Source organism: Serratia sp. H402Y, assembly GCF_051172415.1.
In the GTDB taxonomy this organism is placed as follows: domain Bacteria; phylum Pseudomonadota; class Gammaproteobacteria; order Enterobacterales; family Enterobacteriaceae; genus Serratia; species Serratia ureilytica.
On sequence record NZ_JBPIYZ010000001.1, the window covers coordinates 81348 to 107575 of the forward strand.

At 60.2% G+C, this 26228-nt stretch carries 31 protein-coding genes; 20 read left to right on the forward strand and 11 right to left on the reverse strand.

Features of this window, described 5'->3' with window-relative positions; translation table 11 throughout:
- Window positions 1-18: 18 nt before the first annotated feature.
- Window positions 19-1698 carry an alpha-keto acid decarboxylase family protein gene (locus ACSBQS_RS00440; protein ID WP_033642005.1) on the reverse strand — a complete coding sequence of 560 codons (1680 nt, stop codon included), beginning with the start codon at window positions 1696-1698 and terminating at the stop codon, window positions 19-21.
- A 1047-nt stretch (window positions 1699-2745) separates the two neighbouring features.
- Between ACSBQS_RS00440 and pagP the strand changes: the two genes are divergently transcribed.
- The 3 genes from pagP to ACSBQS_RS00455 all read left to right on the forward strand — a co-directional run bounded on the left by pagP (window position 2746) and on the right by ACSBQS_RS00455 (window position 4266).
- A complete protein-coding gene (gene pagP / locus ACSBQS_RS00445) occupies window positions 2746-3336 on the forward strand; it encodes a lipid IV(A) palmitoyltransferase PagP (RefSeq protein WP_033642007.1) in 591 nt (196 codons plus the stop codon).
- Window positions 3337-3462: 126 nt separating this feature from the next.
- Window positions 3463-3951 (forward strand): DUF2501 domain-containing protein, encoded by a 489-nt coding sequence (locus tag ACSBQS_RS00450; RefSeq protein WP_033642008.1) that lies wholly within the window; start codon window positions 3463-3465, stop codon window positions 3949-3951.
- A gap of 51 nt (window positions 3952-4002) precedes the next feature.
- A complete protein-coding gene (locus ACSBQS_RS00455) occupies window positions 4003-4266 on the forward strand; it encodes a putative hemolysin (protein ID WP_019454261.1) in 264 nt (87 codons plus the stop codon).
- Window positions 4267-4301: 35 nt separating this feature from the next.
- On the opposite strand, the gene ACSBQS_RS00460 is transcribed toward ACSBQS_RS00455, so the two are convergent.
- Together ACSBQS_RS00460 and ACSBQS_RS00465 are read right to left on the reverse strand one after the other, a co-directional pair.
- Window positions 4302-4919, reverse strand: a complete 618-nt coding sequence (locus ACSBQS_RS00460) for a hypothetical protein (RefSeq protein ID WP_033642009.1) — start codon at window positions 4917-4919, stop codon at window positions 4302-4304.
- A 106-nt stretch (window positions 4920-5025) separates the two neighbouring features.
- Window positions 5026-5715, reverse strand: coding sequence for a hypothetical protein (locus ACSBQS_RS00465; protein WP_033651048.1), 690 nt, complete (start codon window positions 5713-5715; stop codon window positions 5026-5028).
- 138 nt (window positions 5716-5853) lie between these two features.
- Here ACSBQS_RS00465 and ACSBQS_RS00470 point away from each other — a divergent pair, with 138 nt between their 5' ends.
- On the forward strand, window positions 5854-6636 hold the full coding sequence (locus ACSBQS_RS00470; protein WP_033642011.1) for a DeoR/GlpR family DNA-binding transcription regulator: 783 nt from the start codon (window positions 5854-5856) through the stop codon (window positions 6634-6636).
- 2 nt (window positions 6637-6638) lie between these two features.
- Window positions 6639-7022 carry a VOC family protein gene (locus ACSBQS_RS00475; RefSeq protein ID WP_033642012.1) on the forward strand — a complete coding sequence of 128 codons (384 nt, stop codon included), beginning with the start codon at window positions 6639-6641 and terminating at the stop codon, window positions 7020-7022.
- Here ACSBQS_RS00475 and ACSBQS_RS00480 read toward each other — a convergent pair whose 3' ends face one another.
- Window positions 7023-7931 (reverse strand): LysR family transcriptional regulator, encoded by a 909-nt coding sequence (locus ACSBQS_RS00480; protein WP_004940584.1) that lies wholly within the window; start codon window positions 7929-7931, stop codon window positions 7023-7025.
- 125 nt (window positions 7932-8056) lie between these two features.
- On the opposite strand from ACSBQS_RS00480, the gene ACSBQS_RS00485 reads away from it, so the two are divergent.
- From ACSBQS_RS00485 to ACSBQS_RS00505, 5 genes are all read left to right on the forward strand, one after another.
- Entirely contained in the window at window positions 8057-8938 is an 882-nt protein-coding gene (locus tag ACSBQS_RS00485) for a pirin family protein (protein WP_016928920.1), read from the forward strand.
- Window positions 8939-9054: 116 nt separating this feature from the next.
- Complete coding sequence (ycaC, locus tag ACSBQS_RS00490) at window positions 9055-9681, forward strand: isochorismate family cysteine hydrolase YcaC (protein ID WP_004928476.1); 627 nt, start codon at window positions 9055-9057, stop codon at window positions 9679-9681.
- A 151-nt stretch (window positions 9682-9832) separates the two neighbouring features.
- On the forward strand, window positions 9833-10162 hold the full coding sequence (locus ACSBQS_RS00495; RefSeq protein WP_042783760.1) for a hypothetical protein: 330 nt from the start codon (window positions 9833-9835) through the stop codon (window positions 10160-10162).
- A gap of 75 nt (window positions 10163-10237) precedes the next feature.
- Entirely contained in the window at window positions 10238-10690 is a 453-nt protein-coding gene (locus tag ACSBQS_RS00500) for a thiol-disulfide oxidoreductase DCC family protein (RefSeq protein ID WP_342164330.1), read from the forward strand.
- An 86-nt stretch (window positions 10691-10776) separates the two neighbouring features.
- A complete protein-coding gene (locus tag ACSBQS_RS00505) occupies window positions 10777-11028 on the forward strand; it encodes a hypothetical protein (RefSeq protein ID WP_033642017.1) in 252 nt (83 codons plus the stop codon).
- On the opposite strand, the gene ACSBQS_RS00510 is transcribed toward ACSBQS_RS00505, so the two are convergent.
- The 3 genes from ACSBQS_RS00510 to ACSBQS_RS00520 form a co-directional block, all read right to left on the reverse strand.
- Window positions 11019-11567 (reverse strand): GNAT family N-acetyltransferase, encoded by a 549-nt coding sequence (locus tag ACSBQS_RS00510; protein ID WP_046688330.1) that lies wholly within the window; start codon window positions 11565-11567, stop codon window positions 11019-11021. The two genes, ACSBQS_RS00505 and ACSBQS_RS00510, sit on opposite strands and share 10 nt — an antisense overlap.
- 95 nt (window positions 11568-11662) lie before the next feature.
- Complete coding sequence (locus ACSBQS_RS00515; protein WP_197749707.1) at window positions 11663-12403, reverse strand: DUF2076 domain-containing protein; 741 nt, start codon at window positions 12401-12403, stop codon at window positions 11663-11665.
- Between the two features lie 107 nt (window positions 12404-12510).
- Window positions 12511-13314, reverse strand: a complete 804-nt coding sequence (locus ACSBQS_RS00520; RefSeq protein ID WP_047025784.1) for a helix-turn-helix transcriptional regulator — start codon at window positions 13312-13314, stop codon at window positions 12511-12513.
- A gap of 117 nt (window positions 13315-13431) precedes the next feature.
- Here ACSBQS_RS00520 and ACSBQS_RS00525 point away from each other — a divergent pair, with 117 nt between their 5' ends.
- On the forward strand, window positions 13432-14202 hold the full coding sequence (locus tag ACSBQS_RS00525; protein WP_089191238.1) for a class I SAM-dependent methyltransferase: 771 nt from the start codon (window positions 13432-13434) through the stop codon (window positions 14200-14202).
- Between the two features lie 57 nt (window positions 14203-14259).
- On the opposite strand, the gene aqpZ is transcribed toward ACSBQS_RS00525, so the two are convergent.
- On the reverse strand, window positions 14260-14955 hold the full coding sequence (aqpZ, locus tag ACSBQS_RS00530; protein ID WP_033642023.1) for an aquaporin Z: 696 nt from the start codon (window positions 14953-14955) through the stop codon (window positions 14260-14262).
- Window positions 14956-15381: 426 nt separating this feature from the next.
- Between aqpZ and ACSBQS_RS00535 the strand changes: the two genes are divergently transcribed.
- On the forward strand, window positions 15382-16743 hold the full coding sequence (locus tag ACSBQS_RS00535; protein ID WP_197749706.1) for an esterase-like activity of phytase family protein: 1362 nt from the start codon (window positions 15382-15384) through the stop codon (window positions 16741-16743).
- 200 nt (window positions 16744-16943) lie between these two features.
- On the opposite strand, the gene ACSBQS_RS00540 is transcribed toward ACSBQS_RS00535, so the two are convergent.
- Window positions 16944-18119 carry a low temperature requirement protein A gene (locus ACSBQS_RS00540; RefSeq protein ID WP_434989434.1) on the reverse strand — a complete coding sequence of 392 codons (1176 nt, stop codon included), beginning with the start codon at window positions 18117-18119 and terminating at the stop codon, window positions 16944-16946.
- Between the two features lie 310 nt (window positions 18120-18429).
- Here ACSBQS_RS00540 and ACSBQS_RS00545 point away from each other — a divergent pair, with 310 nt between their 5' ends.
- Entirely contained in the window at window positions 18430-18714 is a 285-nt protein-coding gene (locus tag ACSBQS_RS00545; RefSeq protein ID WP_033634035.1) for a YdgH/BhsA/McbA-like domain containing protein, read from the forward strand.
- 240 nt (window positions 18715-18954) lie between these two features.
- Window positions 18955-19512, forward strand: a complete 558-nt coding sequence (locus ACSBQS_RS00550) for a class I SAM-dependent methyltransferase (RefSeq protein ID WP_033642027.1) — start codon at window positions 18955-18957, stop codon at window positions 19510-19512.
- On the opposite strand, the gene ACSBQS_RS00555 is transcribed toward ACSBQS_RS00550, so the two are convergent.
- The gene (locus ACSBQS_RS00555; RefSeq protein ID WP_033642028.1) at window positions 19513-19974 is read right to left on the reverse strand and encodes a GNAT family N-acetyltransferase; all 462 of its coding nucleotides are present in this window, start codon (window positions 19972-19974) and stop codon (window positions 19513-19515) included.
- A gap of 216 nt (window positions 19975-20190) precedes the next feature.
- On the opposite strand from ACSBQS_RS00555, the gene ACSBQS_RS00560 reads away from it, so the two are divergent.
- The 4 genes from ACSBQS_RS00560 (at window position 20191) to aroL (ending at window position 24628) form a co-directional block, all read left to right on the forward strand.
- Window positions 20191-21306: an ABC transporter substrate-binding protein gene (locus ACSBQS_RS00560; protein WP_163964527.1), complete on the forward strand. Its 1116-nt coding sequence runs from the start codon at window positions 20191-20193 to the stop codon at window positions 21304-21306.
- A complete protein-coding gene (locus ACSBQS_RS00565; RefSeq protein ID WP_434989437.1) occupies window positions 21299-23422 on the forward strand; it encodes a TonB-dependent siderophore receptor in 2124 nt (707 codons plus the stop codon). The genes ACSBQS_RS00560 and ACSBQS_RS00565 overlap by 8 nt, the downstream gene beginning before the upstream one ends.
- 53 nt (window positions 23423-23475) lie before the next feature.
- Complete coding sequence (locus tag ACSBQS_RS00570) at window positions 23476-23994, forward strand: GNAT family N-acetyltransferase (protein WP_047572482.1); 519 nt, start codon at window positions 23476-23478, stop codon at window positions 23992-23994.
- 109 nt (window positions 23995-24103) lie between these two features.
- Window positions 24104-24628, forward strand: a complete 525-nt coding sequence (aroL, locus tag ACSBQS_RS00575) for a shikimate kinase AroL (RefSeq protein ID WP_033642032.1) — start codon at window positions 24104-24106, stop codon at window positions 24626-24628.
- 36 nt (window positions 24629-24664) lie between these two features.
- Here aroL and ACSBQS_RS00580 read toward each other — a convergent pair whose 3' ends face one another.
- Window positions 24665-25408, reverse strand: a complete 744-nt coding sequence (locus tag ACSBQS_RS00580) for a helix-turn-helix domain-containing protein (protein WP_197666195.1) — start codon at window positions 25406-25408, stop codon at window positions 24665-24667.
- 96 nt (window positions 25409-25504) lie between these two features.
- On the opposite strand from ACSBQS_RS00580, the gene ACSBQS_RS00585 reads away from it, so the two are divergent.
- Window positions 25505-25909 carry a nuclear transport factor 2 family protein gene (locus tag ACSBQS_RS00585; protein WP_047025776.1) on the forward strand — a complete coding sequence of 135 codons (405 nt, stop codon included), beginning with the start codon at window positions 25505-25507 and terminating at the stop codon, window positions 25907-25909.
- Window positions 25910-25956: 47 nt separating this feature from the next.
- Window positions 25957-26157, forward strand: a complete 201-nt coding sequence (locus ACSBQS_RS00590) for a YaiA family protein (RefSeq protein ID WP_015376810.1) — start codon at window positions 25957-25959, stop codon at window positions 26155-26157.
- The last annotated feature ends 71 nt before the right edge of the window (window positions 26158-26228 follow it).

Consider the following 26228-nt stretch of genomic DNA (forward strand, 5'->3'; position numbering starts at 1 on the left):
CGGCGGCGCGATCGCGCATCAGGCGCTGCGGCGCGGGTTGGTCAGGCCGAAGTTAAAGCTGTTGCAACGGTTGCAGAACTCTTTCATCACCGGCGGCGTGTCCATCATCGGCACTTTCACCTCGATAAACGCCAGCCTATCCTGCCGCGAGGCGTGTTCCAGGGCCATTTCCAGCTGTTGCGTGGTTTCCACCGCCACGCTGAACGGCTGCGATCGAGTATTCAGCACCGCCGGCAGTTTGGCGTAGTCCCACGGGCTGATGTCGTTGTAGGACGAGCTTTCGCCGAGGATATAGCGTTCGATGGTGTAGCCGTCGTTATTGATCAGGAAGATGATCGGCTTTTGCTCGCAGCGCAGCAGGGTGGACACTTCCTGCGCGGTCAACTGGAAAGAGCCGTCGCCGATGAACAGCAGGTGGCGGCGTTCAGGGGCCGCCATCAGGGTGCCGAGCAGCGCCGGCAGGGTATAGCCGATCGAGCCCCAAATCGGTTGGTTGACCACCTTGACGCCGTCCGGCATGCGCATGCCGCCGATGGCCGCGCCGGAGGTGCCGTTTTCCACCACCACCACGTCATCCGCCCGGATGAAGCGTTGGATGCGCCGCCACAGATAGGCCTGGTCGATAGGCGCGTCGCTCGGCGTCGCCAGCTTCTCATGTGGGCTGGCCAACGGCGCCAGGGGCTGCGCCGGCGCGTCTTCGCTCAGATCCAACAGCGCCTGCAGCAGATCCGCCGTCGACACCGCCGGGTAGGAGGTGTTGTCCAGCTTCATTGAGAACGGTTGGATGTCCACCTGAGCGGCGGCGGGAATGTGCTGGGAGAAATAGCCGGTGGTGGAATCCACCAAACGCACGCCGAAGCTCAGCACGCAGTCCGAGTGGGCCATGTGTTCATACAGTTCGGGGCGCGACAGATTGCCGCTGTAGCCGCCCATCCAACCGGCGGTGTTTTCCGGGATAATGCATTTGGCGGTGGGCATATTGGTCAGCGGAATGGCGAAGCGGTGAGCGACCGCGATGACCAACTGCTGCAACTGGTAGCGATCCACCATTTGATCGACCAACATGATTGGGCGCTGTGCGCGTTTGATTTTGGTTAACAGCGCCATCGCCGCTAATTGCACATTGTATTTATCGCTGGCAGGTAATTGCGGTGCCGTCGCCGCCGCGGCGATTTCAATTTCCACATCGCAAATATCAGACGGCAGCTGTAAATACACCGGTTTCTTCTCTATCCAGGCGCGGGAAATAACGCGTGGGATTTCTTGTGCGGCATTTTCCGGCGTAATCAAGGCTTGCGCAACGGTGAATTGTTTAAAGCAGTTCATGACGTTGTCGAAATTGCCATCGCCCAGGGTATGGTGCAAGAGCTGGTGATTTTTCATCGCATGCAGCGGCGGCGTGCCGGCGATGCAGATAACCGGCGAAGATTCGGCATAGGCCCCGGCGATGCCGGACAGCGCGGCCAGATCGCCGACGCCGTAGGTGACGATCAGCGCGCCGGCGCCTTTCATGCGGGCGTAACCGTCGGCGGCGTAGGAGGCGTTCAATTCATTGCAGTTACCGACAAACGCCAGCCGCTCGTCGTTTTCCAGCAGCTCCAGCAGGCTGAGGTTATAGTCGCCGGGCACGCCATAAATACGATCGACGTTCAGGGCGTGAAGCTGTTGCAGAATGAATGACCCGATAGTTATTTTCATTGATTGCTCCGAATTATTTATCTTTATTTTGTCAGGCGAAAATCAGCAAAAATAAATTGCTGGCGATGTTGTGTCGTTAGCATTAACAGTTATTTAAAGTGTCGGCTTGTTCAAGACAGGCGTGGCAGCCGATGAATAGGCGGTTTGTATTCGGCGCTTTACGCGATTGAATAATGTATAAAGAGTGTGGTTATTATGCAGGAGGACAGTGCGGTATTTTTCCCTGGCGGTATATCGACAGAAAAATGGCGGCGTATTGGCATTTATCATGATGCAGGGCGAATCATCCGGTACTTTTGACGCCGCGTTAAATCCCATCGGGTGGCGTAACGCTACTTTGCTGGTAAATAAAGGCAGAAGCCGGCGCAAAGAGGCATTTTGGTGATCCGCCGCACGCTTATTTCATGAAACCATCGCGCAACCAATCAAAAACAAAAAATTAACAATGTCGCTTTTTTATTCGCGTCGTGTTGTCAGTTTTACTTTACGGGGCTGCAATGCGCGCCGCCTCGGGCCGGCGTAAAAAAGCGTCATTACGGGCGCTAATATAACGTGGCGACCATCACATTCCGTGGGGCCTATACGTAAACTTTTCTCTACGTGCGCCTGGATGGCGTATACCTACCAAAGGGCCTGCGTCCCAGCGGGGGTCGTCTGAGGGGGAAATAGCCATGAAAAGCTATCGACATGTGCTGGTGCTGATCCACGACGAGCGTGATGGGTTGCCGTTGCTGCGCGTCACCCTTCGGCGTTTTAAAATCGACTGTTCGGCCTTATTCTCTGGCGTTCGTGAACCGCCTCGATGTCGATGTGTTGGTCAAGCACCTGGCCCGCGAGTAGCGAACGACAAAGCGGACTTTTCCCACGGTTTTGCCGTCCGAAAGGCGCTAACATGCAGATGTCGGTGCAACCCGTTATAAACCAATGCGAATTTTCCGATGCTAAGCTTAACCAAGGCGAAACGGGCGTTGGATAAATTGGATACAGCTTGATCTTGCCTGGGCTATCGGTAAAAATCTTCGGCCGTATTTTTACAGGAGCTTTACCATGTTTCTCAAACGGACTCTGTTGGCATGTTCTCTGGCGTTGATATTTCCTGCACTGCCTTCTTACGCTGAGGTTAGTACAGAAAGTGGCAATACCGCGCAGGCCGAAAAACCGGGTCTATGGCAGCGCTTTACCCATAACGTGTCGGAGACCTGGAACAATTCGCCGAACCACGATCTCTATATTCCGGCCATCACCTGGCATAACCGTTGGACTTACGATGACGAACATATCGATAAGTACAACGAGCGCCCGTGGGGCGCCGGTTACGGCATCTCCCGCTACGACAGCGACGGTGACTGGCACGGCATCTACATCATGGCGTTCAAGGACTCCTTCAACAAGTGGGAGCCGATCGGCGGCTACGCCTACGAGAAGATCTGGCGTCCGTTGGATGACAAGGATTTCCGCCTGGGGCTGGGTTTCACCGCCAGCGTCACCGCGCGCGATAACTGGAAATATATTCCTATCCCGGCGCCGCTGCCGCTGGCTTCTATCGGCTATCAGCGGCTGACGTTCCAGGCGACCTACATTCCCGGCACCTATAACAACGGCAACGTGTTCTTCGCCTGGCTGCGCTGGCAGTTCTAAACTTCCTGAATTCCGAAAAACGGCGCGGCGGCGAGATAAAAGGAACTTGTCGCCGCAGGCGGCGTCGGAGAGGTATCCCGGCGCGCTGCGCCGATTGCATGCCGTTCTTACAGGAGTTTTATCACTATGATCACCAAACATCGTTTACTGCTGGCTTTGGCGCTGTCCGCGACCCTGGCCAGCGGCGCCACCCAGGCCGCCGGTCTGATGGATTCTCTCAGCAGCGCGGCGGGCGAACTGAGCAAGTCTGGCGGCGAAAGCGGCGGCGGCATGTCGCTCTCCTCGTTGACCGGCCTGCTGAACGGCGGCGACAAGGCGTTAAGCTCCAGCAGCATGACCAACGCCGCCGGCATCCTGCAGTACTGTGTGAAGAACAACGTGCTGTCGGCTAACGGCGCCGAAGGGGTGAAAGATCAGTTGCTCAGCAAACTGGGCATCACCAGCACTGAAAACGCCAAGAGCCAGGATTATCAGCAGGGCCTGGGTGGCTTGCTGCAGACCGGTGAAGGCAAGAGCCTGGATCTCAACAGCCTGGGCACCTCGCAGATCACCGAGAAGGTGAAACAAAAAGCCTGCGATCTGGTGCTGAAACAGGGCAAATCCTTTATTTCATGATCAACCCACGGCGGAGCGCTCCGCCGTGGGTATTTTGCATAAGCAGGAAAAATGAAAAAAACGTTGATGCTTTCCCTGCTGGCAGGGATGACGATGTTGCAGGGGTGTTCCGTGAAATCCAACGATGCGCCGCCACCGCCGCAGGTGAAACCGATCGGCATGGCGAACCCGGCCGACGTGTATTGCACCAAAATCGGCGGCAAGCTGAACGCCAAAGAAAACGCGGCGGGCCAGTATTCGACCTGTACGCTGCCGAATGGGCAGGAAATTGAAAGTTGGGAGCTGTTCCGCCGCGATCACCCGGTGAAAAAGTAACCTCTGCGGCGCCGGCGACTCTGCCCGGCGCCCGATCAGAATTGCCGATCGCCTATCGACTGCAGCTGCAGGCTGCCGTCCTTTTGCAGCGATAACGGTATGCGCCAATCGCTCCGTTTATCCAGGTTGAACGGCCGGGAGCGGAACATGCAGCCGGTCTTGATGTTCTTGATTTTCATCACGTGTTCCGCATCCGCATTCATTTTAACCTCGAAGCTGCCGGCGGCCGGAATAAAGACTTCCGCCAGCTGCTGCGGCGCGGCGGGCGTTTCCATTTTGACCAACACCGCGAAGTCGTTGCCTTGATTGTCCAGCGTCAGCCGATGCAGGCCGGTTGCGGGCAGGCCGGTCGGCTGATGCAGATAGCCGGCTGACGCGGGCCAGGGTTGCCCGGCATTATCGTGCAGCGGCCCGCCGCATTGCTCACGCGCTTCGCGCTGCGGCATTTCACGCTTGATGGCGCGGTTGTAATCGGTGGGGGCGGCGAGGCTGAATTCGTCGTCATACTGGTGGGTGAGCAGATAGCGCTTGACGCCGAGCACCCCGAGGGCGACCAGCATGAAGAACAGAAATACCCTCAGGCGATTTTTAAAAATCAGCCCAAACAGCTTCCCGGGTAATTGAAACAGCCATCTTGCGATCGTCAATAACATCGTTTTCCCTTTACGCCCAAGCCGTTACGTCTGCGGTAACTTCGCTTGCCTCAGTATAGCCAAAGCGTTGCCACCGGGCGGCATGCGCCATGAAATTCCTGTTTTTTTATCCTAAACCTTCTTCCAACAGCAACAGCAGCAAGAAGCCGGCAAAGAACATCGCGGCGGCGAACGGGGTTTCCTTTCCGCCTTCATGCGCTTCGACCAGCAGCTCTTCGGTCACCAGGTAGAGCAGGGCGATCAGGCCAAAGGCCAGAAAGGCGGTCAGCCAAAATGCGCCCAGCATGGCCACCGGCGCCCCCAGCAGGCCGCCGATGGGCAACAGCAGCGCCAGGCCAACTATCGCCGCCATGACGCGCAGCCGCCTGCCGAGAAAGTCTTGCAAATCGCCGACGATCGACAATCCCAGGAACAGCACTTCCAGCGTTAACGCCAGCGTCAACAGCAGGCCGGCTTTGGCGCCGGCCGCGAAGGCAATGCCCAGCACCAGCCCATCGATAAAGATATCGACGCCGACCGCGGCGATAAAACCGACCGGCCCCTGCGCTTTTTCGCCCAGCCGCCGAACCAGCAACATTAACAGCACCCCCACAGCGCCGCCCAGCAACACCGCCAAAGGCGACTGCTGTTTGAGATCGGGCAAGATTTCGGTGGCGGCGGCGGCGAACACGATGCCGGCGGTAAAGTGATGGATGACGCGCATGGCGGCGTCGCCGGGGCGGCGATAGAGCGCCACCGCTGCGCCGACGACGGTGGCTGCGGCGGGAAACAGCGTATAAAGCACGGCGGAGGTCATCGCGTCATAATCCCTTATCTGTGATGTCACTTTCAGTCTAGACGAGCGCCGCCGCTTGAGTGTTGCCAAAAAAGTGTTTGTTCGATTGTGTACGTTTGTGTACATTCATGATCACTTTAGCATCGCCGGATTGATATGATGTCCAAACTGTTACCGAATGAGCGCCATCAGGCCATTCTCGACACGCTCCGCCAACAGGGGCGAGTGCTGGCTCTGGAGATGGCGCAGCGGCTGAATACCACCGAAGCGACCATCCGCCGCGACCTGCGTCAGCTGGCGGCACAGAATCTGTGCAAACGCATCTATGGCGGTGCGCTGGCGCCGACGCCGGCCGAAGGCCCCGTTGCGGCACGCATTGCCCTCAGCGGTGATGAGAAGCTGGCGCTGGCACAGACCGCGCTGGGGGTGATCGGCGAAGAACAGCTGATCTTCCTTGATGCCGGCAGCACCCACCTGTATTTGGCGGATCTGTTGCCGCGCGATCGGCGTTTGACGGTGGTAACCAATGCGTTGAGCATCGCCGGCAAAATGCTGGAACGGCCGGGGATCCGCACCATCCTGATCGGCGGCGAACTGGATGCGCAGGTCGGCGGCTGCGTGGACGCCAAGGCGGCGGAAGAGATCGACGGATTTCATTTCGATCTGGTGTTCACCGGCATTTGCGCCTACGACCCGGCCGGCGGCTTCTCCGCGTTGAGTTACCAGGACGCCACGTTCAAAAAGCGGTTGCTGACGCGCGCCGGCAGCGTGGCGGTGCTGTGCACCCGCGATAAACTCAATACCTACGCCCCTTATCCCTTCCTGCCCGCCGGGCGGGTGGATCATCTGGTGACGGCGCGCGGCGCGCACCCGCAGCTTGAGCAGCAGGTGGCGCAGGGCGGCGGCCAGATCTGGCACAGCGATTTATCGACCGGAGAATGATGATGAAAATAGCCCATGTTGCCCTGTGGACCCGTGACATCGACGCGCAGCTGGCGTTCTGGCAGCGCTATTTCAACGGTGAAGCGGGGGAGGAGTACGTCAGCCGCAATCGGCCGGGGTTCGTTTCCCGCTTCGTCAGCCTGGCGGCCGGGCCAACGCTGGAGATCATGCGCGTGCCGACGTTGCTGCCGGCGCAGGCGCAGGAGGAGCGGGTGGGCTGGGCGCACATCGCGCTGTCGCTGGGGGATGAGCGGCAGGTCGATCGGTTGGCGCAGCGCGCACGGCAGGAGGGCATCTTGCTGTCCGCGCCACGCTGGACCGGCGACGGCTTCTACGAGGCGGTCATTCGCGATCCGGACGGCAACGCGATCGAAATCACCGCCTGATTACTCTTCTTCAATGCTGGCGAACTGCTCACCCAGATAGTCGAGCAGCAGCCGCACCGCCGGCAGCAGGCCGCGGCGCGACGGGTAGACCGCGTGCACCACGCCGCCCTGCGGCTGCCAGCCAGGCAATAGTTGCACCAGCTCGCCGCGCAGCATGTCGTCGCGCATCATCATCGCCGGCAGTTGTACGATGCCGGCGCCGGCGATGGCGGCGGTGCGCAGCATCAGCATGTCGTCGGTGACCAGCCGCGGCGTGTGCTCCCACTCCACCCGTTCACCCTGTGGGCCGGTCAGCCGCCATTGGTGCTGAGCGCGCGCCGGGCCGAGATCGAGCGTCGGGTATTTACGCAGGTCTTCCGGCGTTTGCGCCGGCCCGAGGGTGCGCACCAGCGCCGGGCTGGCGGCGACGCACCAGGTGCGCTGCGCGAGGATCTTCAGCACCAGATCGCTGTCCTCCAGCGGCGGCGGCCGCACGCGGATCGCCAGATCCAACCCTTCCCCCACCACGTCCACCCGGCGGTTGGTGGCCTCCAGATGCACCGTCACCTTGGGATAATCGGCCATAAAGGCCGCCACCATGCTGCCGACGCGAGTGTGCAGGATCGCCACCGGGCAGGACATGCGCACCGTGCCGCAGGGCTCGGCGCGGGTCTGCTCGATCGCCTGCTGCGCGGCTTCCGCTTCCACCAGCATCGCCTTGCAGTGCGCGTAATAGGTTTGGCCGACCTCGGTCACCGAGAAGCGCCGCGTCGAGCGCTGGATCAGGCGCACGCCCAACCGCTCTTCCAGCAGCGCCACGCGGCGGCTGAGTTTGGATTTGGGAATGCCCAGCGCCCGGCCGGCGGGGGCGAATCCCTGGTGATCGACCACGCTGGCGAAGAAAAACAGGTCGTTCAGATCGGTCAGCATCGCATCCCTTATCGTTCTACCAGTAGAACGCTGAGTGTACATCTTGCCTACTACTGCAGCAAACCCCGGCGGATTAAACTTCTGACATCAACTTAAGGCCGTGAGGTCTGAAACGGGAGTTCAAGATGAAAAAAATCCTCGGTATTCACAACAGCCCGGAAGCACATTGGGTCGGTAACGGTTTCCTGGTGAATTCGCTGTTCTCTTATAACGATTTGGGAGCGGAAATGAGCCCGTTCCTGCTGCTGGATCACGCAGCGCCAACCAAATTCCGCTCCGCCTCCGGCACCCGTGGCGTGGGTCAGCACCCGCATCGCGGGTTTGAAACGGTGACCATCGTCTATCAGGGCGAAGTGGAACACCGCGACTCGACCGGCAGCGGCGGGGTGATTGGCCCCGGCGACGTCCAGTGGATGACCGCCGCCTCCGGCATTCTGCACGAAGAGTTCCATTCGCGGGACTTCTCGCGCAAGGGCGGCACCATGGAAATGGTACAGCTGTGGGTCAACCTGCCGGCCAAGGACAAAATGGCCGAGCCGGGCTATCAGACGCTGCTGAACGCCGATATTCCGGTGGTTCCTCTGGCGGACGGCGCAGGGCAGGTGCGGGTGATCGCCGGTGACTTTGGCGGCCACGCCGGCCCGGCGCGCACCTTCAGCCCGCTTAACGTGTGGGACATGAAGCTGAATGCCGGCCATACCACCACGCTGACGGTGAAAGAAGGCCATACGCTGGCGCTGGTGATGCTGCACGGCGCGATCCTGGTTAACGGTGAAGACGTGGTGCGCGAAACCCAAATGGTGCGTTTCGACCGGGCGGGGGATTCGATCACCATCGAAGCCAACAACGACGTCGCGTTGTTGGTGCTGAGCGGCGAACCGATCGATGAGCCTATCGTCGGCTACGGCCCGTTCGTCATGAACAGCGACGCGGAAATCCAGCAGGCGTTCCGCGATTTCAACAGCGGCAAGTTCGGCAGCATGAACGCCGAAGCGAGCGCCGGTTGAACCTTGGCGCCTGGGGCGGACAGTGTTCCCCGGCTCAGGCGCTACACTTAAACCTCAACGCCCCGCCCTGCGGCGGGGCGTTTCATCCGCAACATCAACCCCACAGGAGTAAAACCATGACTGCAAATTACAAGCGCCTCGACAAAGACCAGGCCGCCGTATTGCTGGTGGATCATCAGGCAGGGCTGCTTTCGCTGGTGCGTGATATCGATCCCGATCGGTTTAAAAACAACGTGCTGGCGCTGGGTGATTTAGCGAAGTACTTCAACCTGCCGACCATTCTCACCACCAGTTTCGAAAACGGCCCCAATGGCCCGCTGGTGCCGGAACTGAAAGCCCAATTCCCCGATGCTCCCTTCATTCCTCGCCCTGGCCAGATCAACGCCTGGGACAACGACGACTTCGTCAAGGCGGTGAAAGCCACCGGCCGCAAGCAGCTGATCATCGCCGGCGTAGTGACCGAAGTGTGCGTGGCATTCCCGGCGCTGTCGGCGCTCAATGAAGGTTTCGAGGTCTTTGTGGTGACCGACGCCTCCGGCACCTTCAATGAGCTGACGCGTCAGTCGGCCTGGAGCCGCATGGAGGCCGCCGGCGCGCAGCTGATGACCTGGTTCGGCGTCGCCTGCGAGCTGCACCGCGACTGGCGCAACGACATCGAAGGCCTGGGCACGCTGTTCTCCAACCATATCCCGGACTACCGCAATCTGATGACCAGCTACAACACGCTGACGAACGGCAAGTAACGCAACGGCCCTTTACCCAACCTTTTGCCTCTCATCACGTTAAGTGCGTGTAAGCAAAGCGCAGCGGGGCGAAAAGGTAGCGAAAAGCGGCTTTCTCATGGGCCGGGGACGGGGTAGCGTAATCCCGAACCCGGCAAATGAGGCTAATTCAATGAAACAAGCAATCAAGATCCTGGCGCTGCCCTGCATGGGCATGGCGCTGTTGTTCAGCGCGAGCGCGATGTCTGCCCCCGAGGCGCCTGCGGCCAAAGCGTTGCCGCCTGTGGCGGATGAACCGATGCGCATGCCGCCTTTCCCGGGCGGGCACCCGCCCAAGCCGGGGTTCTGCCGCGGCGGTGAGCTGTTCTGCGCCACCTCGGCCAGCGACAATCCGGTGGAAACCATCAACAAACTGACGGCGGTGATCCCGGCGGGCAGCGCCAAACATTACGAAGTGCGCGTCGCGGTGGTGGCGGTGCCTGACGCACCGCCCGGGCCTTAACACGCCCCGTCATCCCGCTCTGGCCTGGGCGCACCAGGCGCGTTAGGCTAAGGCGAGCATTTTTCGGGAGGCGGGATGACCCCTTTATCACAGCTGCCTTATCTGCAGCCCGGCGATCGCGCGTTGTTGTTCGACGGCGAATGCAACCTGTGTCATGGGCTGGTGAGATACCTTGTTCGCGCCGATCGGCAGCGGCGCATTCTGTTGGCGACGGTGCAATCCGTCGAAGGACAGGCGATCCTACAGGCGCTGGGATTGCCGACCGACCGTTTCGATTCCGTGGTCTATGTGGAACAGGAGCGCTGTTGGCTGCGTTCGGCGGCGTTGTTTCGGGCGCTGCGCCAAGTGGGATGGCCGTACCGCGCGCTGGCGCTGGCGCGTTGCTTGCCGCCGCGACTGGCGGACAAGATCTACGATGCGGTCGCCGGCAATCGCTACCGGCTGTTTGGCCGCAACGACGGCAGCGGCCTGCCGGGTGCCGACCAGCCCGGGCGCTATCTGCCTCGGCGGCGGGAGCCGCCGGCCTGAGCTTTACGCTTCTTTACCATCCAACCGCTTGAAATATCAGCACTCCAGCTCCATATAATGGGTCATTCAGCCAACAAGGAGCGCGTATGGGAATCAGTGAAGAAGAGCACATCCGCCGTTTGACCCAAGAGAAAAACGACATGGGCAATACGGCGAAATGGGTGGCGATCGTTTCCGCCGTCTACTTTGCCTTGATGGTGTTTTATGGCCATCCAACCGGCGTATTGGCGATGTCGGGCGCGGTATTCATTGTCTCTACCGCCACCTGGTTGAAAAAGCGTCAGAAGGTCAAATCTTACCGCATGGCGTTGGCCAAAATCAGCGACGATCAGCCCTGATAGTCGCAGCGCTTTAGCGTATACACCAGGCTCGGCGCCGCGCCGGGCACGTCATCCAGCGTATCCACCCGCTGCATGCCGATCTTTTCCAGCACTCGCCACGAAGCCTGATTCTCCGCACGCACAATGGCGGAAATCTCCTCCAGCGCCAATCCGGCAAAACCGTATTGCAGCGATGCCCGCGCCATCTCGGTGGCCAATCCCATGCCCCAGACGCGAGTATCGAAGCGATAGCCGAGGTTCACGGTGCGCTGCGCCCCGAGCGGTTTCCGGGACAATCCGCCAAAGCCGATAATCCAATCCGGCCGTTCGCGCAGAGCGATCGCCCAGGAACCGTAACCCTGTTGTTGCCACCCGGAAATCCTCTCTTGCAGCGCCGATGCGGCCTGCGCTTCGCTGGTGAGTGGGCCGGCGGGATTGAAACGCTGCGTTTGCGGATCGCCGAAGATGGCGTAGAAACGCGCGAGATCCGCCATCACCGGTGGGCGCATCTGCAGGCGTTCGCTGAAGAAAGGAGTGGAAGGATTAAAGCTTGTCATCGTTTCTCTCTGCTGGATAAATGAACAGTGTTCACTGTAGACCAGAATGGCGAAACGGGAAATCCCCCTCTGCGGGTGAGAGGGGGCGAAGGGAATTACAGGAAGGAGTCGTCGTCGTCGCTGTAATCGTCGTCGGCGTAGTCCGTGTCGTCCTGATAGTTGGCGTTCTGGAAGCCGTTGTCCTGGTTGAGGAAGCTACCGCCATCGCCGTTGTTGAAGGTATCCAGGTTGTTGGAGGCGTCGAAATTGCGCATTGCGCTGTCGTCCAGCGGCGCCGGGGTTTCCTCGATAATATTTACGATTTCCTGTGGTTGCGAATGGCGGAACATGCCGGTCAGCATGTCGGCCAATACCACGCCACCGGCGACGCCCGCCGCCGTTTGCAAGGCGCCTCCCAGGAAGCCGCCGGCGCGTGAAGGCGCCGCCTGCTGCGGTGGGGCATAGGCCGGTTGCTGCGGCTGCTGTGGCTGCTGCGCGTTGTTCCAGGCCGCCGTATTTTGCTGCTGCGCCTGATACTGTTCGCGCGGGCTTGGCGTACTGCGGCTGCCGCCGCCGAACAGGCCGGCCAGGAAGCCGCCGCTGCTCTGCTGGCCGTTGGCGGTTTGCTGCAGCTGCGCCACCTGGGCCTCCAGCTCTTTGACCCGCTGATCCATCTGCTTGAGCGCCGCTTCCTGAATAATCATCGCCTGCGCCATGTAATAAGGGGCGGAAGGCTGCTCGCGAATATGCTGGTTGATTTGCTGCTCTGCCTGGAGATCCCGTGGGCCCGTCTTGGTCTCGGCTTCTTTCAGGCGGCCAAACAGACCATCGATAAGGCGTTGTTCTTCGGATTGCATAGGAGTACCTCAGGAGATAAATAACGGTGCTGGATGATCACTATCATCGGTATCAATTACCCTAGCGCGTTTACATGAACCAATAAATAAATGGCGGGTAAACCTGCCTATGAATTTGTTACCAATTGCGGCAGCGGGATCAGCATCACCAGCTTCAGACCGGCGTGCTCCGCAGGATGGAAGGTGAGTTGGCGATAGCGCAGCGCGCCTCGCTGAGGATGCTCGAACGCTCTTTCGCCGCCTTCGCGCGCCATGACGTCATGTTGCTTCCACCAGTGATTAAAGTCCGCGCTGTTGTGCGTCATGTTGCGCACGAAGGCGCGCATCTCTTCGGTATTTTGATGATGGCTGGTCTCGGCGCGAAACTCGGCCACCACGCGGCGCGCGCGCTCTTCCCAATCGCTGACCAGCGTTTTCGCCAACGGGTGGAAGAACATGAAGTGCAGCAGGTTGGGGCTGTTGGCCACATCCAGCCAGCCGCTGAACAGCGCCGCCGCCTGCGGATTCCAGGCGACGACGTTCCATCTCACGTCCAGCAGATAGCAGGGCACCGTCATCTGATGCACGCTTTGCAGCACCGCGTCATTGGCGGTTTCTCGGTGCGCTTCCTGCTCGGGGTCGGCGATACGCGCCAGGGTAAACAGGTAGTGGCGTTCGGCCGGGCCGAGCCGCAGCGCTTTGGCGATGCGCGCCAGTGTGAAAGGGGAAATGGACACCTCGCGGCCCTGTTCGATCCAGGTATACCAGGTGGCGCTGATGCCGCTGATTTGCGCCAACTCTTCGCGGCGCAGGCCGCTGGTGCGGCGGCGCGAAGAGCTGGGCAGGCCGATCATTTCCGGCGTGATGCGTTCGCGGTGCGCGCGCAGAAACGCGCCGAGGGCTTTTGGCCCGGATAAGGCTTCTGATGACATAGCATGGTACCTATTTATACCAGGATAACTGCTCATATTGTACCCGTATAGTAGCCTGATTATAGTAGCCGAAAGCCTTCAGGCACAGGCGCAAGCCGGATAATAACAGGAGCAAACATGAGCAACAGCAACAGCCATAACAATGCGGTAGACCGGCAGTTCGGCGAGCAGGCCAACGCCTATTTAACCAGCGCGGTGCATGCGCAGGGCAAGGATTTGCAACGTCTGGCGCAGTTACTGGCGCCGCACGCCGAAGCGCGCCTGCTCGATCTGGGCTGCGGCGCCGGGCATGCCAGCTTCACCGCGGCGGCCAGCGTAGCGCAGGTGGTGGCCTACGATCTGTCGGCGCAAATGTTGGCGGTGGTGAGGCAGGCGGCGGCGGAAAAAGGCCTGAACAATATTCAGCAGCAGCAGGGCGTGGCGGAGTCTTTGCCGTTTGAGGACGCCAGCTTCGATCTGGTCATCAGCCGCTATTCGGCGCACCACTGGCGCGATGTCGGCCAGGCGCTGCGCGAGGTCAGGCGGGTACTCAAACCGGGCGGCAGCGCGATCTTTATGGACGTGGTCTCGCCGGGGCACCCGCTGCTGGATATCTACCTGCAAACCGTGGAAGTGCTGCGCGACACCTCGCACGTGCGCAACTATGCGCCGGGCGAGTGGCTGACGTTGCTGACCGAGGCCGGGCTGGTGGTACGCGAGGTGACGGCGGATCGATTGACGCTGGAGTTCGGCAGTTGGGTGGCGCGTATGCGCACGCCGGCGCATTTCGTCACCGCGATCCGCGCGCTGCAGCAAAGCGTGTCGCAGGAGGTGGCGGAGCATTTCGCCATCCAGCCGGACGGCTCCTTCACCAGTGATATCATGATGTTTGAAGTGACGAAGGGCTGAAAGCAACGGGGCAGCCGATGAAGGCTGCCCCGTGAAACGCGATCGACTGCGATACGCTTATTTTTTGTCTTCCAGCAGGCAGCGGTAGATCAGGCCGCCGATAATGCCGCCGACCAGCGGCACCAGCCAGAACACCCACAGCTGCTGCAGCGCCCAGGTGCCCTGGAAGATCGCTACGCCGGTGCTGCGCGCCGGGTTGACGGAGGTGTTGGTCACCGGGATGCTGATCAGGTGGATCAGCGTCAGCGTCAGGCCGATAGCCAGCGGGGCAAAGCCTGCCGGCGCGCGCTTGTCGGTCACGCCATGAATAACGATCAGGAAGAAGGCGGTCAGCACCAGCTCAATCACGATTGCGGCTTGCAGAGAGTAACCGCCCGGTGAGTGTTCGCCGTAACCGTTGGAGGCGAAACCGCCTGCCGTGGCGTCGAAACCGGCTTTGCCGCTGGCGATCAAATACAGCACCGACGCTGCGGCGATACCGCCGATCACCTGTGCGATAACGTAAGGGATCACGTCTTTCGCCGCGAAACGGCCGCCGGCGAATAAGCCGACGGTGACCGCCGGGTTAAAATGCCCGCCGGAAATATGGCCGACGGCATAGGCCATCGTCACTACGGTCAGACCGAAAGCGAGCGCGACGCCGAGGAAACCAATACCCAGCTGTGGGAATGCCGCTGCCAATACTGCGCTACCACAACCACCAAACACCAACCAAAATGTGCCAAAAAATTCAGCAAAAAGTCGCTTTGACATAGATTCCATCCTGCGGAATAGACTAACGGGCGTTAGCACTAAAAACTATAGAACAGCTTTTTAAGTTCATGCAGATATTCTATAGAATTTTCTTAATGCACCTTGAATAACGGCGGTATTAAATCCCTGACATTTTATTTTGTCTATGAGAAAAACACCGTTTTTCGCCGTGTTGACGCGCGTTTGCCGATTTTTTTATCTTTGTTATAAGAATTTACCCTAAGCAAAACGACGGGCTATTTTCGGGCGGTTTTTTCCAGCGGTTTTCTCCATTCAATACGCTCAGGTTAATTGCTCATTTCTATTTGCCAGCCAACCTTATTGCCTGATGTGCATTTGACGAATTGCCTATTGTCATCTAAGTGTCATGCTAAATTAATATCGTCTTCTGCCTGACAACGCTTCATTTAACCTCGGGTAAAAAATATGAAAATAAAATCGCTCTCCCTGCTGTTGGCTTCACTGTTTCCGGTATTGGCTCACGCTGCCGACATTGAGGTGGCGCGTTATGTGGTCGGCTTCCCCGGCGGGGAACGCGTCGCCTATCAGGGGGCGTCCGCCAAGCATTTCCCGCAGGGATTGCCGGTAGGGATCGGCTCCGGGTTGATGTTCAACAAGAAGCAGGGCGACGATTTGGTGCTGACGACGCTGACCGATCGCGGTCCTAATGCCGATGCCCCGGCGGTAGGCAAGCAAGAGGCCAAGATTTTCGCCAATCCGCAATTCACGCCTCTGTTGATGGACATTCGTATCGGCGGCGGCAAGGCCGTAGCCGAGAATGCGCGGCCCTTGCACGACGAAAAAGGGCCGATCGGCGGGCTGCCGTTGCCGGGCGAGCTGATTGGTTCTACAAACGAAGTGGCGTTGAACGACGCGTTGCAGCCGCTGTCCGGCGATCGCCGCGGGTTGGATACCGAAGGGGTGACCGGTGACGGCAACGGCGGCTATTGGCTGTGTGATGAGTACGGCCCGTTTCTGATCCATATCGACGGCAAAGGTAAAATCCTCGCCAAATATGGCCCAACGCCGCAGGCCGGCGAACAGGCGGTGGCGGGCGGTTTGCCGAACATCCTGAAATGGCGTCAGCCCAACCGCGGTTTTGAAGGATTGACCCGGATGCCGGACGGGCGAATTCTGGCGGCGGTGCAGAGCACGCTGGATGTCGATGGCAAAAGCAAAAACAAGGCGCAGTTTACCCGGCTGGTGAGCTTCGATCCGCGCAGTGGCAAAACCGCCATGTACGGCTATCCCATCGATATCGACAGCTATAAAAAAGCCAAAGACGCCAAAATTGGCGATGTCGTGGCGTTGGACAACCAGCGCATCCTGTTGATTGAACAGGGAACCGGTAAAGATAAGTCGATGATCAACAAGATCTATCTGGTGGATCTCGCGCAGGCCAGCGATCTGAGCGCGTTTGACGGCCAGGGTAAAGCGCTGGAGTTCGACGATGCGAAAGATCTGGCTAAACGCGGCGTGAAGCTGGCGCAGAAACGGGAAGTGGCGGATCTGCGTCAGTTGGGCTGGCGCCAGGAGAAAGCGGAAGGGTTGGCGCTGATCGACGATCGCACGCTGGCGGTGATCAATGACAACGATTTCGGCTTGCAGGCCACGCTGGTGGAGGCGTCGCCAAAGAGCAAGAAAATCGGCGACTATCAGCTGGAGAAAGGAGGGCGGTTGAGCCTCGACGGTGACAAAACCGACGCCCGCATCGAATTGCGCCCTCTGGAGCAGCCGGAATCGCTGAGTGAGCTCTGGGTGCTCACCTTGCCGCAATCCTTGAAGTGACCGACATCGGGGGCGATTGCGCCCCCGTCAGACCGCTGACAAAGGAGGAAAAAACATGGGTTTTTCCTCCTTTGTGGCCATCAGCCGAAAATCAATAAATTGATTTTCCTTGTTTTTTATCCACTGCTCTCTGCAAACCCGGTAATGGCATGAGGTTTGTCATCAATCTCACAGCGGGGGCGATTGCGCCCCCGTTTGATTCAGGCTTGCGCGTGCCGCTGTGGCGCTTTGCCGCGCGAGATGCTCTCCCACGCCGCCACCACGACCATGATCAGCGTCGTCAGGCCATTGACCATCAGCAGGTCGGTTAAATAGGCGATCGGGGCCAATACCCCCAGCGCCAGCAGCCCGACCAGATGCGACAGCGGGAAGCGGCGATACACCAGCCGTTTGTACAGCGCGTTGGCGAACAGGTAAATTGCCGGGCCGAGCAGCAGCACCGCCGCCGTGGCGTGTTGGATGCGGCCGTCGGGATGGGCGATCACCAGCTCGTTGGCCACGGCGCAGACGATGATCGCCCCCACCAGCGCGACGTGCACATAATGGAAATAAGCGCCCAGCTGGCCGGGATTTTCCGCCTGGCTGATGGCGTGGCTGCCGGCTTTGCTGCTGGTGTCGAAGTAAACCCACCACATCGCCAGGCTGCCGAGAAAGGCCACCAGCGAAGCGATGAGCACCGGCAGGCTCCAGCTTTCCATTTCGCTCAGGGTGGCGCCGGTGATCAGAATGGTTTCCCCCAGCGCCACGATCACGAACAGCTGGCAGCGCTCCGCCAGATGGTGGCCTTCGATGCTCCATTCGCTGCTGCTGTCCGAGCGCCCCAGCACCGGCAGGCGAAAACCGAACATCGGCGAGACGTATTCGCACAAGACGGCGATCGCCCACAGCGCCAGGCGAACATGGCCTTCCGCCAGCCCGCCGGCGATCCAGAAGACGGCGGAGATGCACAGCCAGCCGAGAATGCGGCGAAAGTTTTGTTTTAACGGATGATCGGGCGCCAGCAGGCGCAATACCGTGGCGGAGCGCCCGACCTGAATGGCGACGTAGAACAGGGCGAAGATCAGACCGCGTTCGCCAAACGCCTGCGGCAACGCGGCGGCGGCGAACAGCCCCAGCAGCATGATCGCGAACAGCAACAGGCGGATCTGGCGGGTATCCGGATTGAACCAGTTGGTGACCCAGGCGGTGTATTGCCAGGCCAGCCAGACGGCGAACCACAGCAGCAGGGTTTCCAGCGCGCCGGTCAGCGTCAGGTGATGCAACAGATAGTGGGAAAGTTGGGTCACGGCGAAAACGTAGATCAGATCGAACAGCAGCTCGGAAAATGAGACCGACGCGCCCTGACCGTCACGCACGCGCAGCAGGTTTTGCGACATAAGCGTTCTTCCTTAAAAGGGTAAGCCACAAAATTCAGCGTAGCTCAGCGCGCTCCGGCGGGTAAAAAATCTTAAATAGACGCGGCGCGCATTCTTTATCACGCGCCGTCTTTAATTGTTCATCAAATAGGGGTAAGGTGAAGCCTATAAAGTCATTCTCGCCTGAAAATACACACCCGCTCTCACTTCCTCCTTATTCTCCTCACAATGATTGATGTTCTTTACGTTGCATGACGTCCGTTTTCATTGGCTAGCGGATAATTAACATCACTGACAACGAGCGAATAAACAAGAACACCTGGAGTCAATCATGAAACTTATCCCAAGCATCGCAGCCGTATTGATCGCCGCCGCTTCATTTTCCACTTTCGCCGCGCCGCTGTCGTCGGTAAAACAGGTCAACAGCGAGCAGGCCGCCAATCTGCAAAGCCTCGGCGTCGTGTCGGTTTCCGGCGTTAGCGGCTCACCGCATGACGCCATCACCGCCCTGAAAGAAAAAGCCGCGGCGGACGGCGCCAGTCATTATCGCATTATCGGTCTGGACACCCCCGGGGACTCCAGCAACTGGCGCGGCAATGCGGAAATTTATCGCTAAGCGTTAGCTTTTTACCCTCTGGCCGCGGCAACGCGGCCAAAAAAATAAACGGTCGCAATAATTATCTGAACGGTCGGCGCATAAACCGCTTATTCTCAGATCATTATTGCGACCGTTTTTCTTTGCGCGCCGCTGACAAGGTTGCATTTTATTACAACTGTGTCCGCCGCTTTCGGAATCATGTTAATGATTACTTAAGAAATTCGGCTCACATTGAGGGCTTAACCCAAGGAGGCCTCAATGTTAAATGCGACCCGACTGCAACTGATGAATCACTTCGCTTACCTGCAGCAATTTATGGCTTCACCGCGCACCGTCGGTACGCTGGCGCCTTCTTCCCCGTGGCTGTGTCAGGCGATGCTGAATCAGGTTGAATGGACCCGGGCGCTGTCGATCGCGGAACTGGGCGCGGCGGACGGCGTGCTGACCAAACGCATTCTGGGGCGGATGCGCGCCGATGCGGCGCTGGAGGCCTTCGAGATCCAACCCCATTTCGTGCATCGGCTGCGCGGGATTGACGATCGGCGGCTGCAGGTGATGGGCCATTCGGCGACCCGGATGGCCACGGATTACGACGTGGTGTTTTCCTGCCTGCCGCTGCTGTCGATCCCGGTCAGGATCAGCGTGCGCATTCTTCAGCAGGCCCGGCAGCGGCTGCTGGCGCGCAACGGCACGCTGGTGCTGTTCCAATACAGCCACCTGTCGGAAAAATTGCTGTCGCGCTATTTTCACTGGAAGCGCCTGCGGGTGGTGCGCAACTTCCCGCCGGCGCTGGTGTATGTCTGTACGCCGCGTTAGCTACAGTTTTTTCTCCATCACCACCACCTCTTCGTCATGCTGCCGCCGGCGCTCCAGAGGTTGCCAACCCCAGCCGGCGTACAGCGCTTCCGATTTGTCGGTAATGAGATGCAGAACCGAGTGATGGCGCTGCCGCGCCGCCTCGACGATGGCCATTTCAAGACGGCGGGCGATGCCCTTGCGGCGGTGATCGGGATGCACGAAGACGCCGGCCAGCCACGGGGTGAGATCCTGGCGCTGATGGTCGTCGCTGGGCCATAGGCTGGCCATGCCCACCGGACGATCGCCGTCGATCATCATCAGCGTCAGGTGGTCGTCGCCCGGTCGGCTGCATTGGGCGAAACGCAGCTGGGTGCGCTCCAGCGAGCCGCCGCGCTGTGAACCCCACTGGCCGAATGCCCAGGCGGCGCATACATCGGCAAACTGCGGGCAATCCGACAGCGGAATGATGCGTTGAGTCATGGAGGTCTCCCGGTTTTTAGCTGTTTCCCCGTTCTATTTAACCGATTTCCCCGCCATTTTTTTAACTTTTTAAAGCCGTTATTTTAGCGGTTTCGCCGTGTTTGCCGCACGCCCGGCGCCGTTTCCCGGATTTCTTTTGGCAATGGCGGCGCGGGATTGCAAGTGCTAATGAGAGTGATTATCATGCGCACATTATTTCCCCCTTTCGGCTCAATCATGCGCAATTTCCTCATTTTACTGCTGCTTTCTCTGTGGTTCGGCGTGTTCTCCGCCCAGGCGAAGACGGTGACCGATATCACCGGCCGTCAGGTTGTGGTGCCGGACAATCCGCAGCGCATCGTGGTGGGGGAGAGCCGCATGTTGTATACGCTGGCGCTGCTGGAGCCGGGCAACCCGGCGCAGCGCATCGTCGGCTGGCCGGCGGATCTGGCGCGTTTCGATGCGCAAAGCTGGCAGCTTTATACGCAGCAGTTTCCGCAGATAGCCCAGATCCCCGTCATCAGCGGCAATAACTTTCGCCAGGTCAATGTCGAAAGCCTGCTGCAGCTGAAACCGGATCTGGTGATCCTGGCGCGCTATGCGCGTGAAGACGGCGACAACGATCGGTTGGTTTCTGCGTTGAACAAGGCCGGCGTGGCGGTGATCTACGTCGATCTGCGCATCGATCTGCTGAACAACACCGTGCCGAGCGTGCGGCTGCTGGGCGACGTGCTCAATCGCCGGCAGCGCGCCGAGCAGTTCATCCAGTTTTATCAGCAGCACATGGCGGTGATTCAGCAACGCCTGGCGGGCTATCAGGGGCCGAAGCCCAAAGTGATGCTGCACCTGCATCTGGGGCGGCGCGAGACCTGTTGCACCACCGCCGCGCACGGCAACCTCGGCGATCTGCTGACCTTCGCCGGCGGCGACAACATCGCCAACGCCAGCGTCAAAGGGGTGTATGGCGAGCTGAACCCGGAAACCATTCTGAGCGCCAATCCCGACGTGTACCTCGCCACCGGCATGGCCGGGCCGCAGGGCAAACGGCTGTCCGATCTGCGCCTCGGGCCGCAGGTCAGCCGCCAAGAGGCCGCCGACAGCTTCCGCCGGCTGATCGCCAAACAGCCGATGCTGACCAACCTGCAGGCGGTGAAAAACCACCGCGCCTGGAGCGTCTGGCACAACTTTTACCTCAGCCCGTACCACGTGGTGCTGGTCGAGGTGTTCGCCAAAGCGTTTTACCCGGATCTGTTCGCCGACATCAACCCGCAGCAGACCTTCCAACAGCTTTATCAGCAGTTTTTGCCGTTACCTTTTTCAGGGACCTATTGGAGTCAGTTAGATAATGAATAACAACAAACGCGGCTGGTGGTGCGCATTGCCGTTGGCGGCCTGCGCGACATCGCCGACGTGGGCGGCGGAAAAAACCGCGTCGCAGGAAGAAAACCTGGTTGTGATCGGCCGCAAAGACGCCGACGGCGTGCAGAGCTATCAGCCGTTGACCAGCGTCACCGGTACCCGCAGCGAAACCAACCTGCTGAACGTGCCGCAGGCGATCGACGTGGTGCCGCAACAGGTGATTACCGATCAGGCGGTCAGCAGCCTGGACGAAGCGCTGTACAACGTCAGCGGCATAACCCAGGCCAACACGCTCGGGGGCACCCAGGACGCGGTAATGAAACGCGGCTTCGGCGACAACCGCGACGGCTCCATTCTGCGCGACGGCGTGCGCTCGGTGCAGGCGCGCAACTTTACGCCGACCACCGAGCGGGTGGAGGTGCTCAAGGGGCCGGCTTCGATGCTGTACGGCATGGGGGAACCGGGCGGCATGATCAACATGATCACCAAAAAACCCCAGCTGCAGCAGCGCACTCATGTGGAAGGCTGGGGCAGCAGCTTCAACGGCGGCGGCGGCCAGCTCGACGTCACCGGGCCGCTCGGCACGTCGGGATTCGCCTATCGCATGATCGTCGATCACGATGAAACCGACTACTGGCGCAATTTCGGCCGCAACCGCCAGACGGTGATCGCGCCCTCGTTGATGTGGTATGGCGAGAACACCACCGTGCGGCTGGCCTATGAACATATGGAATATCGGGTGCCGTTCGATCGCGGCACCATTATCGATTCGCGCACCGGCAAACCGGTGAATACGCCGCGCGATCGCCGTTTCGACGAAGCCTATAACGCCACCCGCGGCGATCAGGACAGCATTACCCTGCAGATCGATCAAACGCTCAACGAACGCTGGAAAAGCTCGCTGACCTACGCCTACAGCCGCAACAGCTACAGCGACAACCAGGCGCGCGCCACGGCGCTGAATCCGGTGACCGGCGTGTTGACTCGCCAGGCCGACTCGACCGCCCATGCCGTCAGCCACGCCAACGCGGTGCAGTTGACGCTCAATGGCGACGTGGACTGGGGGCGTATCAACCACCAGATGCTGTTCGGCTTCGATTTTGAAGATAACCGCACCTACCGCGGCGACATGATCCGCGGCAAAAAGAACAGCGATTTCAATATCTACCATCCGGTATACGGCCTGATGCCGCCCTCGACCGCGGTCAGCGCCAAAGACAGCGATCAGCGGGAAAATCTCACCAGCTACGGCTGGTTTATGCAGGATTCCATCCAACTGACCGATAAATGGCTGGTGATGGGTGGGCTGCGCTACGACGCTTTCGACGTCTATGCCGGCAAGGGGCGGCCGTTCCAGACCAATACCGACAGCTCGGACGGCAAGCTGGTGCCGCGCGCCGGGGTGGTGTACAAGCTGACGCCTTACGTGTCGCTGTACAGCAGCTATACCGAGTCGTTCAAGCCCAACTCCTCCATCGCCACCCAAATTGGTTCGCTGCCGCCGGAGCAGGGCAAGTCGTGGGAAGTCGGCGGCAAGCTGGCGCTGCCGAACGGCGTCACCGGCACGTTGGCGCTGTTCGACATCACCAAGCGCAACGTCATGGTCAATGAGCTGGTGGAGGGCGAAACCGTAACGCGCACCGCCGGGCGCGTACGTTCGCAGGGCGTGGAGCTGGACGTGGCCGGCAATCTCACCGACTCGCTGAGCCTGATCGGTTCCTATGCGTATACCGACGCGCGCGTGGTGGACGATCCGGACAACAAGGGCAAAGAGATGACCAACGTGGCGCGCCATACCGCCTCGCTGTTCCTGACCCAGAACCTGGGCAGCCCCGGCCTGTACAGCGGTGATGAGATGCGTATCGGCGCCGGCGCGCGCTACGTGGGCCGCCGCCCGGGCGATGCCGCCAACAGCTTCAATCTGGATAATTACACCGTTGCCGATGCGTTCGCCGCTTACACCATGCCGATCAACGGCTATCGGGTGAAATGGCAGCTGAACGTGAAGAACCTGTTCGATAAAACCTATTACCCGTCCAGCGGCGGCAATTTGCGCGTGGCGGTGGGGGAACCGCGTGAGGTGGTGCTGCGCGGCAGTATCGATTTCTGAGCCGCGGGCGGTGAAATTTGCTTAAATAACCGCCCCAACGTTAAGGAGAACCCATGAGCCTGCAAATTCGTTTGGCGCAGCAGCGGGATATCGCGCATCTGATGGCGGTTGAACGCTCGGCGGCGCAGCTGTTTCGCCAGCAGCCGGCGTGGCGCTTTATCGCCGAAGGCGAGGTGATGAGCCCGCAACAGCACGCCGCGTTTATCGTCGAACGCCGTGAATGGCTGGCCGAAAGCGACAACGGCGAGTGCGCCGGTTTTATCGCCGTGCAGGCTCAGGGGAAAGACTGGCATATCGCCGAATTGTCGGTCGCCGGCGCCTGGCAACGGCAGGGCGTCGGCCGCCGCCTGATCGGGGCGGTGGCGGAAGAAGCCAAACGCCAGGGCGCCGCTCGCCTGACGCTCACCACCTTCATTGACGTGCCGTGGAATGCGCCTTATTACCGGCGGCTGGGGTTCCGGCCGCTCGACGACGCGCGGCTCACGGCCGCCTTGCGGCGGCATCTGGATGAGGATCTGGCGCACGGCTTTGCCGCTGGCAGTCGCTGTGCCATGGAATTTACACTATCGTAAATATTGAAATACAGAGCGGGCGGGGTATGATGCTGCCACCACGCCATCGCACCCGCTCGGTATTTTGGTATGCAATGCACTCAAGTCACCGCATAAGGGACAACCCGTAATGACACAAACCCTGTTCATGATAGGCGCTCGCGGAGCCGGCAAGACCACGGTAGGCAGCGCATTGGCGCTGGCGTTGGGCTATCAGTTCGTCGATACCGATCTGTTTATGCAGCAGGCGGCGCAGATGAGCGTGGCGGAAATGGTCGAGCGCGAGGGCTGGCTGGGGTTTCGTCGCCGCGAGACCATCGCGTTGCAAACCGTGACTAAGCCGTCAACTATAGTTGCCACCGGCGGCGGGGCGATCCTGGCGGAGGAAAACCGCCAGTTTATGCGCCAGCATGGCACCGTTATCTACCTGCGCGCGCCGGCCAGCGTGTTGGCGCAGCGGTTGGAAGAGTACCCGGAAGATGCGCAGCGCCCGACGCTCACCGGCAGGCCGATCGCCGAAGAGATGCTCGAGGTGCTGGCCGCGCGTGAAGCGCTGTATCAGGATGCCGCGCATTACGTGATGGACGGCGCCGCCGATCCTCAGCGGGTGGTGGAACAAATCCTCGCGGTGCTGCCGCGCGAGACGGTGAAATAACCTTTTCTTCTCTTCGGGCGCTGGGCGCCCGTTTTCTTATTCCCTTTGCCGAGCGGCCGCAAAGTACGCGCCGGGCGTGACGCCGAAGCGGCGGCGAAAGGCGGCGATGTAGGCGCTGACGTTGTCGTAGCCGCAGGCGTCGGCCACCTCGCCGACCGCTTCGCCGCGTGATAATCCCTCCAGTGAACGCAATACCCGCGCCTGTTGGCGCCACAGCGCGAAGCTGATGCCGGTTTCCTGCAGAAAGCGGCGGCTCAGGGTGCGTGGGCTGAGCCCGGCCCAGGCGGCCCAGTCGCGCTGGCTTTGCTGGCTGGCGGGATCGTTCAGCAGCGCCCGGGCGATGTTCAGCAACCGGGCGTCCTGCGGCAGCGGCAATTGCAACGGCGCGCGGCTTGCCGTGTGCATTTCATCCAGCAGCACCTGCAGCAGCCGCCGTTGCGGCGCGCTCATCGGGCCGGCGGAGAACTGCGCGATGCGTTCCACCAGGGCCTGCAACAGCGCGGAGGCGGTGAACAGCTGCGGCTGCGGCGGCATCTCCGGCGCGCTTTCCACCGGCAGATACAGACTCCAGCCCGCCACATCGCCACAGGCCAGCGCCTGATGGGGGCACCCCGGCGGCAGCCAGCCCAGCGCACCGCCGGTGATCGCCCATTGCCGGCCAGGCAGTTCCAGCGCCAGCATGCCGCGCGTCAAGAGATAGATCTGGCCGCCGTCGTGCCGGTGCCAGGGCGTCAGGTGCTTTCTTTCATGTTGAAGGCGTTGGCTGCGGATCTGCGTCATGTTGGCCGTTTAACGTTATTGAAAGTCTTAATGCGGTTATTATGCCATCGCCTGGCCGGGATAGGATCGCCATTCCCCCCATTTCGGAGAAACGTGATGACTCAACTTACCCCGCTGAACCTGGTGCTCGATACGCTGCAGCAGGTGGTCGCCAGCCCGGAGCATCGGCCGACGCAGCTCGCCGCCCGTTTCAGCGCAGGCTACCGCCAGCAGGTGGATGGCAAGGTGCTGAACTTCGAGCAGTTTGAGCAACATATGGCGATGCTGAAACGGCAAACCCGCCGCATGACGCTGAAGGTGCTCGCGGCGGCGGCGCAGGATGAGTCGGTGCTGACCCACCATCTGGTCGAGGTGGAAAAGCGTGACGGCACCTGCAGCCGCGTGCGGGTGCTGGCGCACTTCACCGTGCGTGAAGGCCGCATTTGCGCCTGCGATGAACTGACCGAGCTGTTGACGGGCGCCCCCGGCGATCGCGATCTCGGCTCGCGCGTGCCGGAATGAGGGCGGCTGCTATACTTGCTACTGTGTGAAACACACGGGAGAACGGCATGCGCGAAAATGATCAACCTGCTTATCCACGGAGCGCCCGCGTCGTAGAGGTGTTTCGAGGCGACCCGAACCTGCATCTGCGCCGTTTTGAGGTGCGCACCGACGACATTGAGCCGAATACGTTGCTCAGTGAACATGAAACCGAGCAGGAAGCGCTCGACGCCAAGCACCGCTATGAGGACGAGGCGTTAGAGCATTGACCTGCAGCCCAGCGGAAACCGGCGTCAGGCCGGTTTCCTGTTTATGGTTTGGAAATCGACGCCCTTGCTCT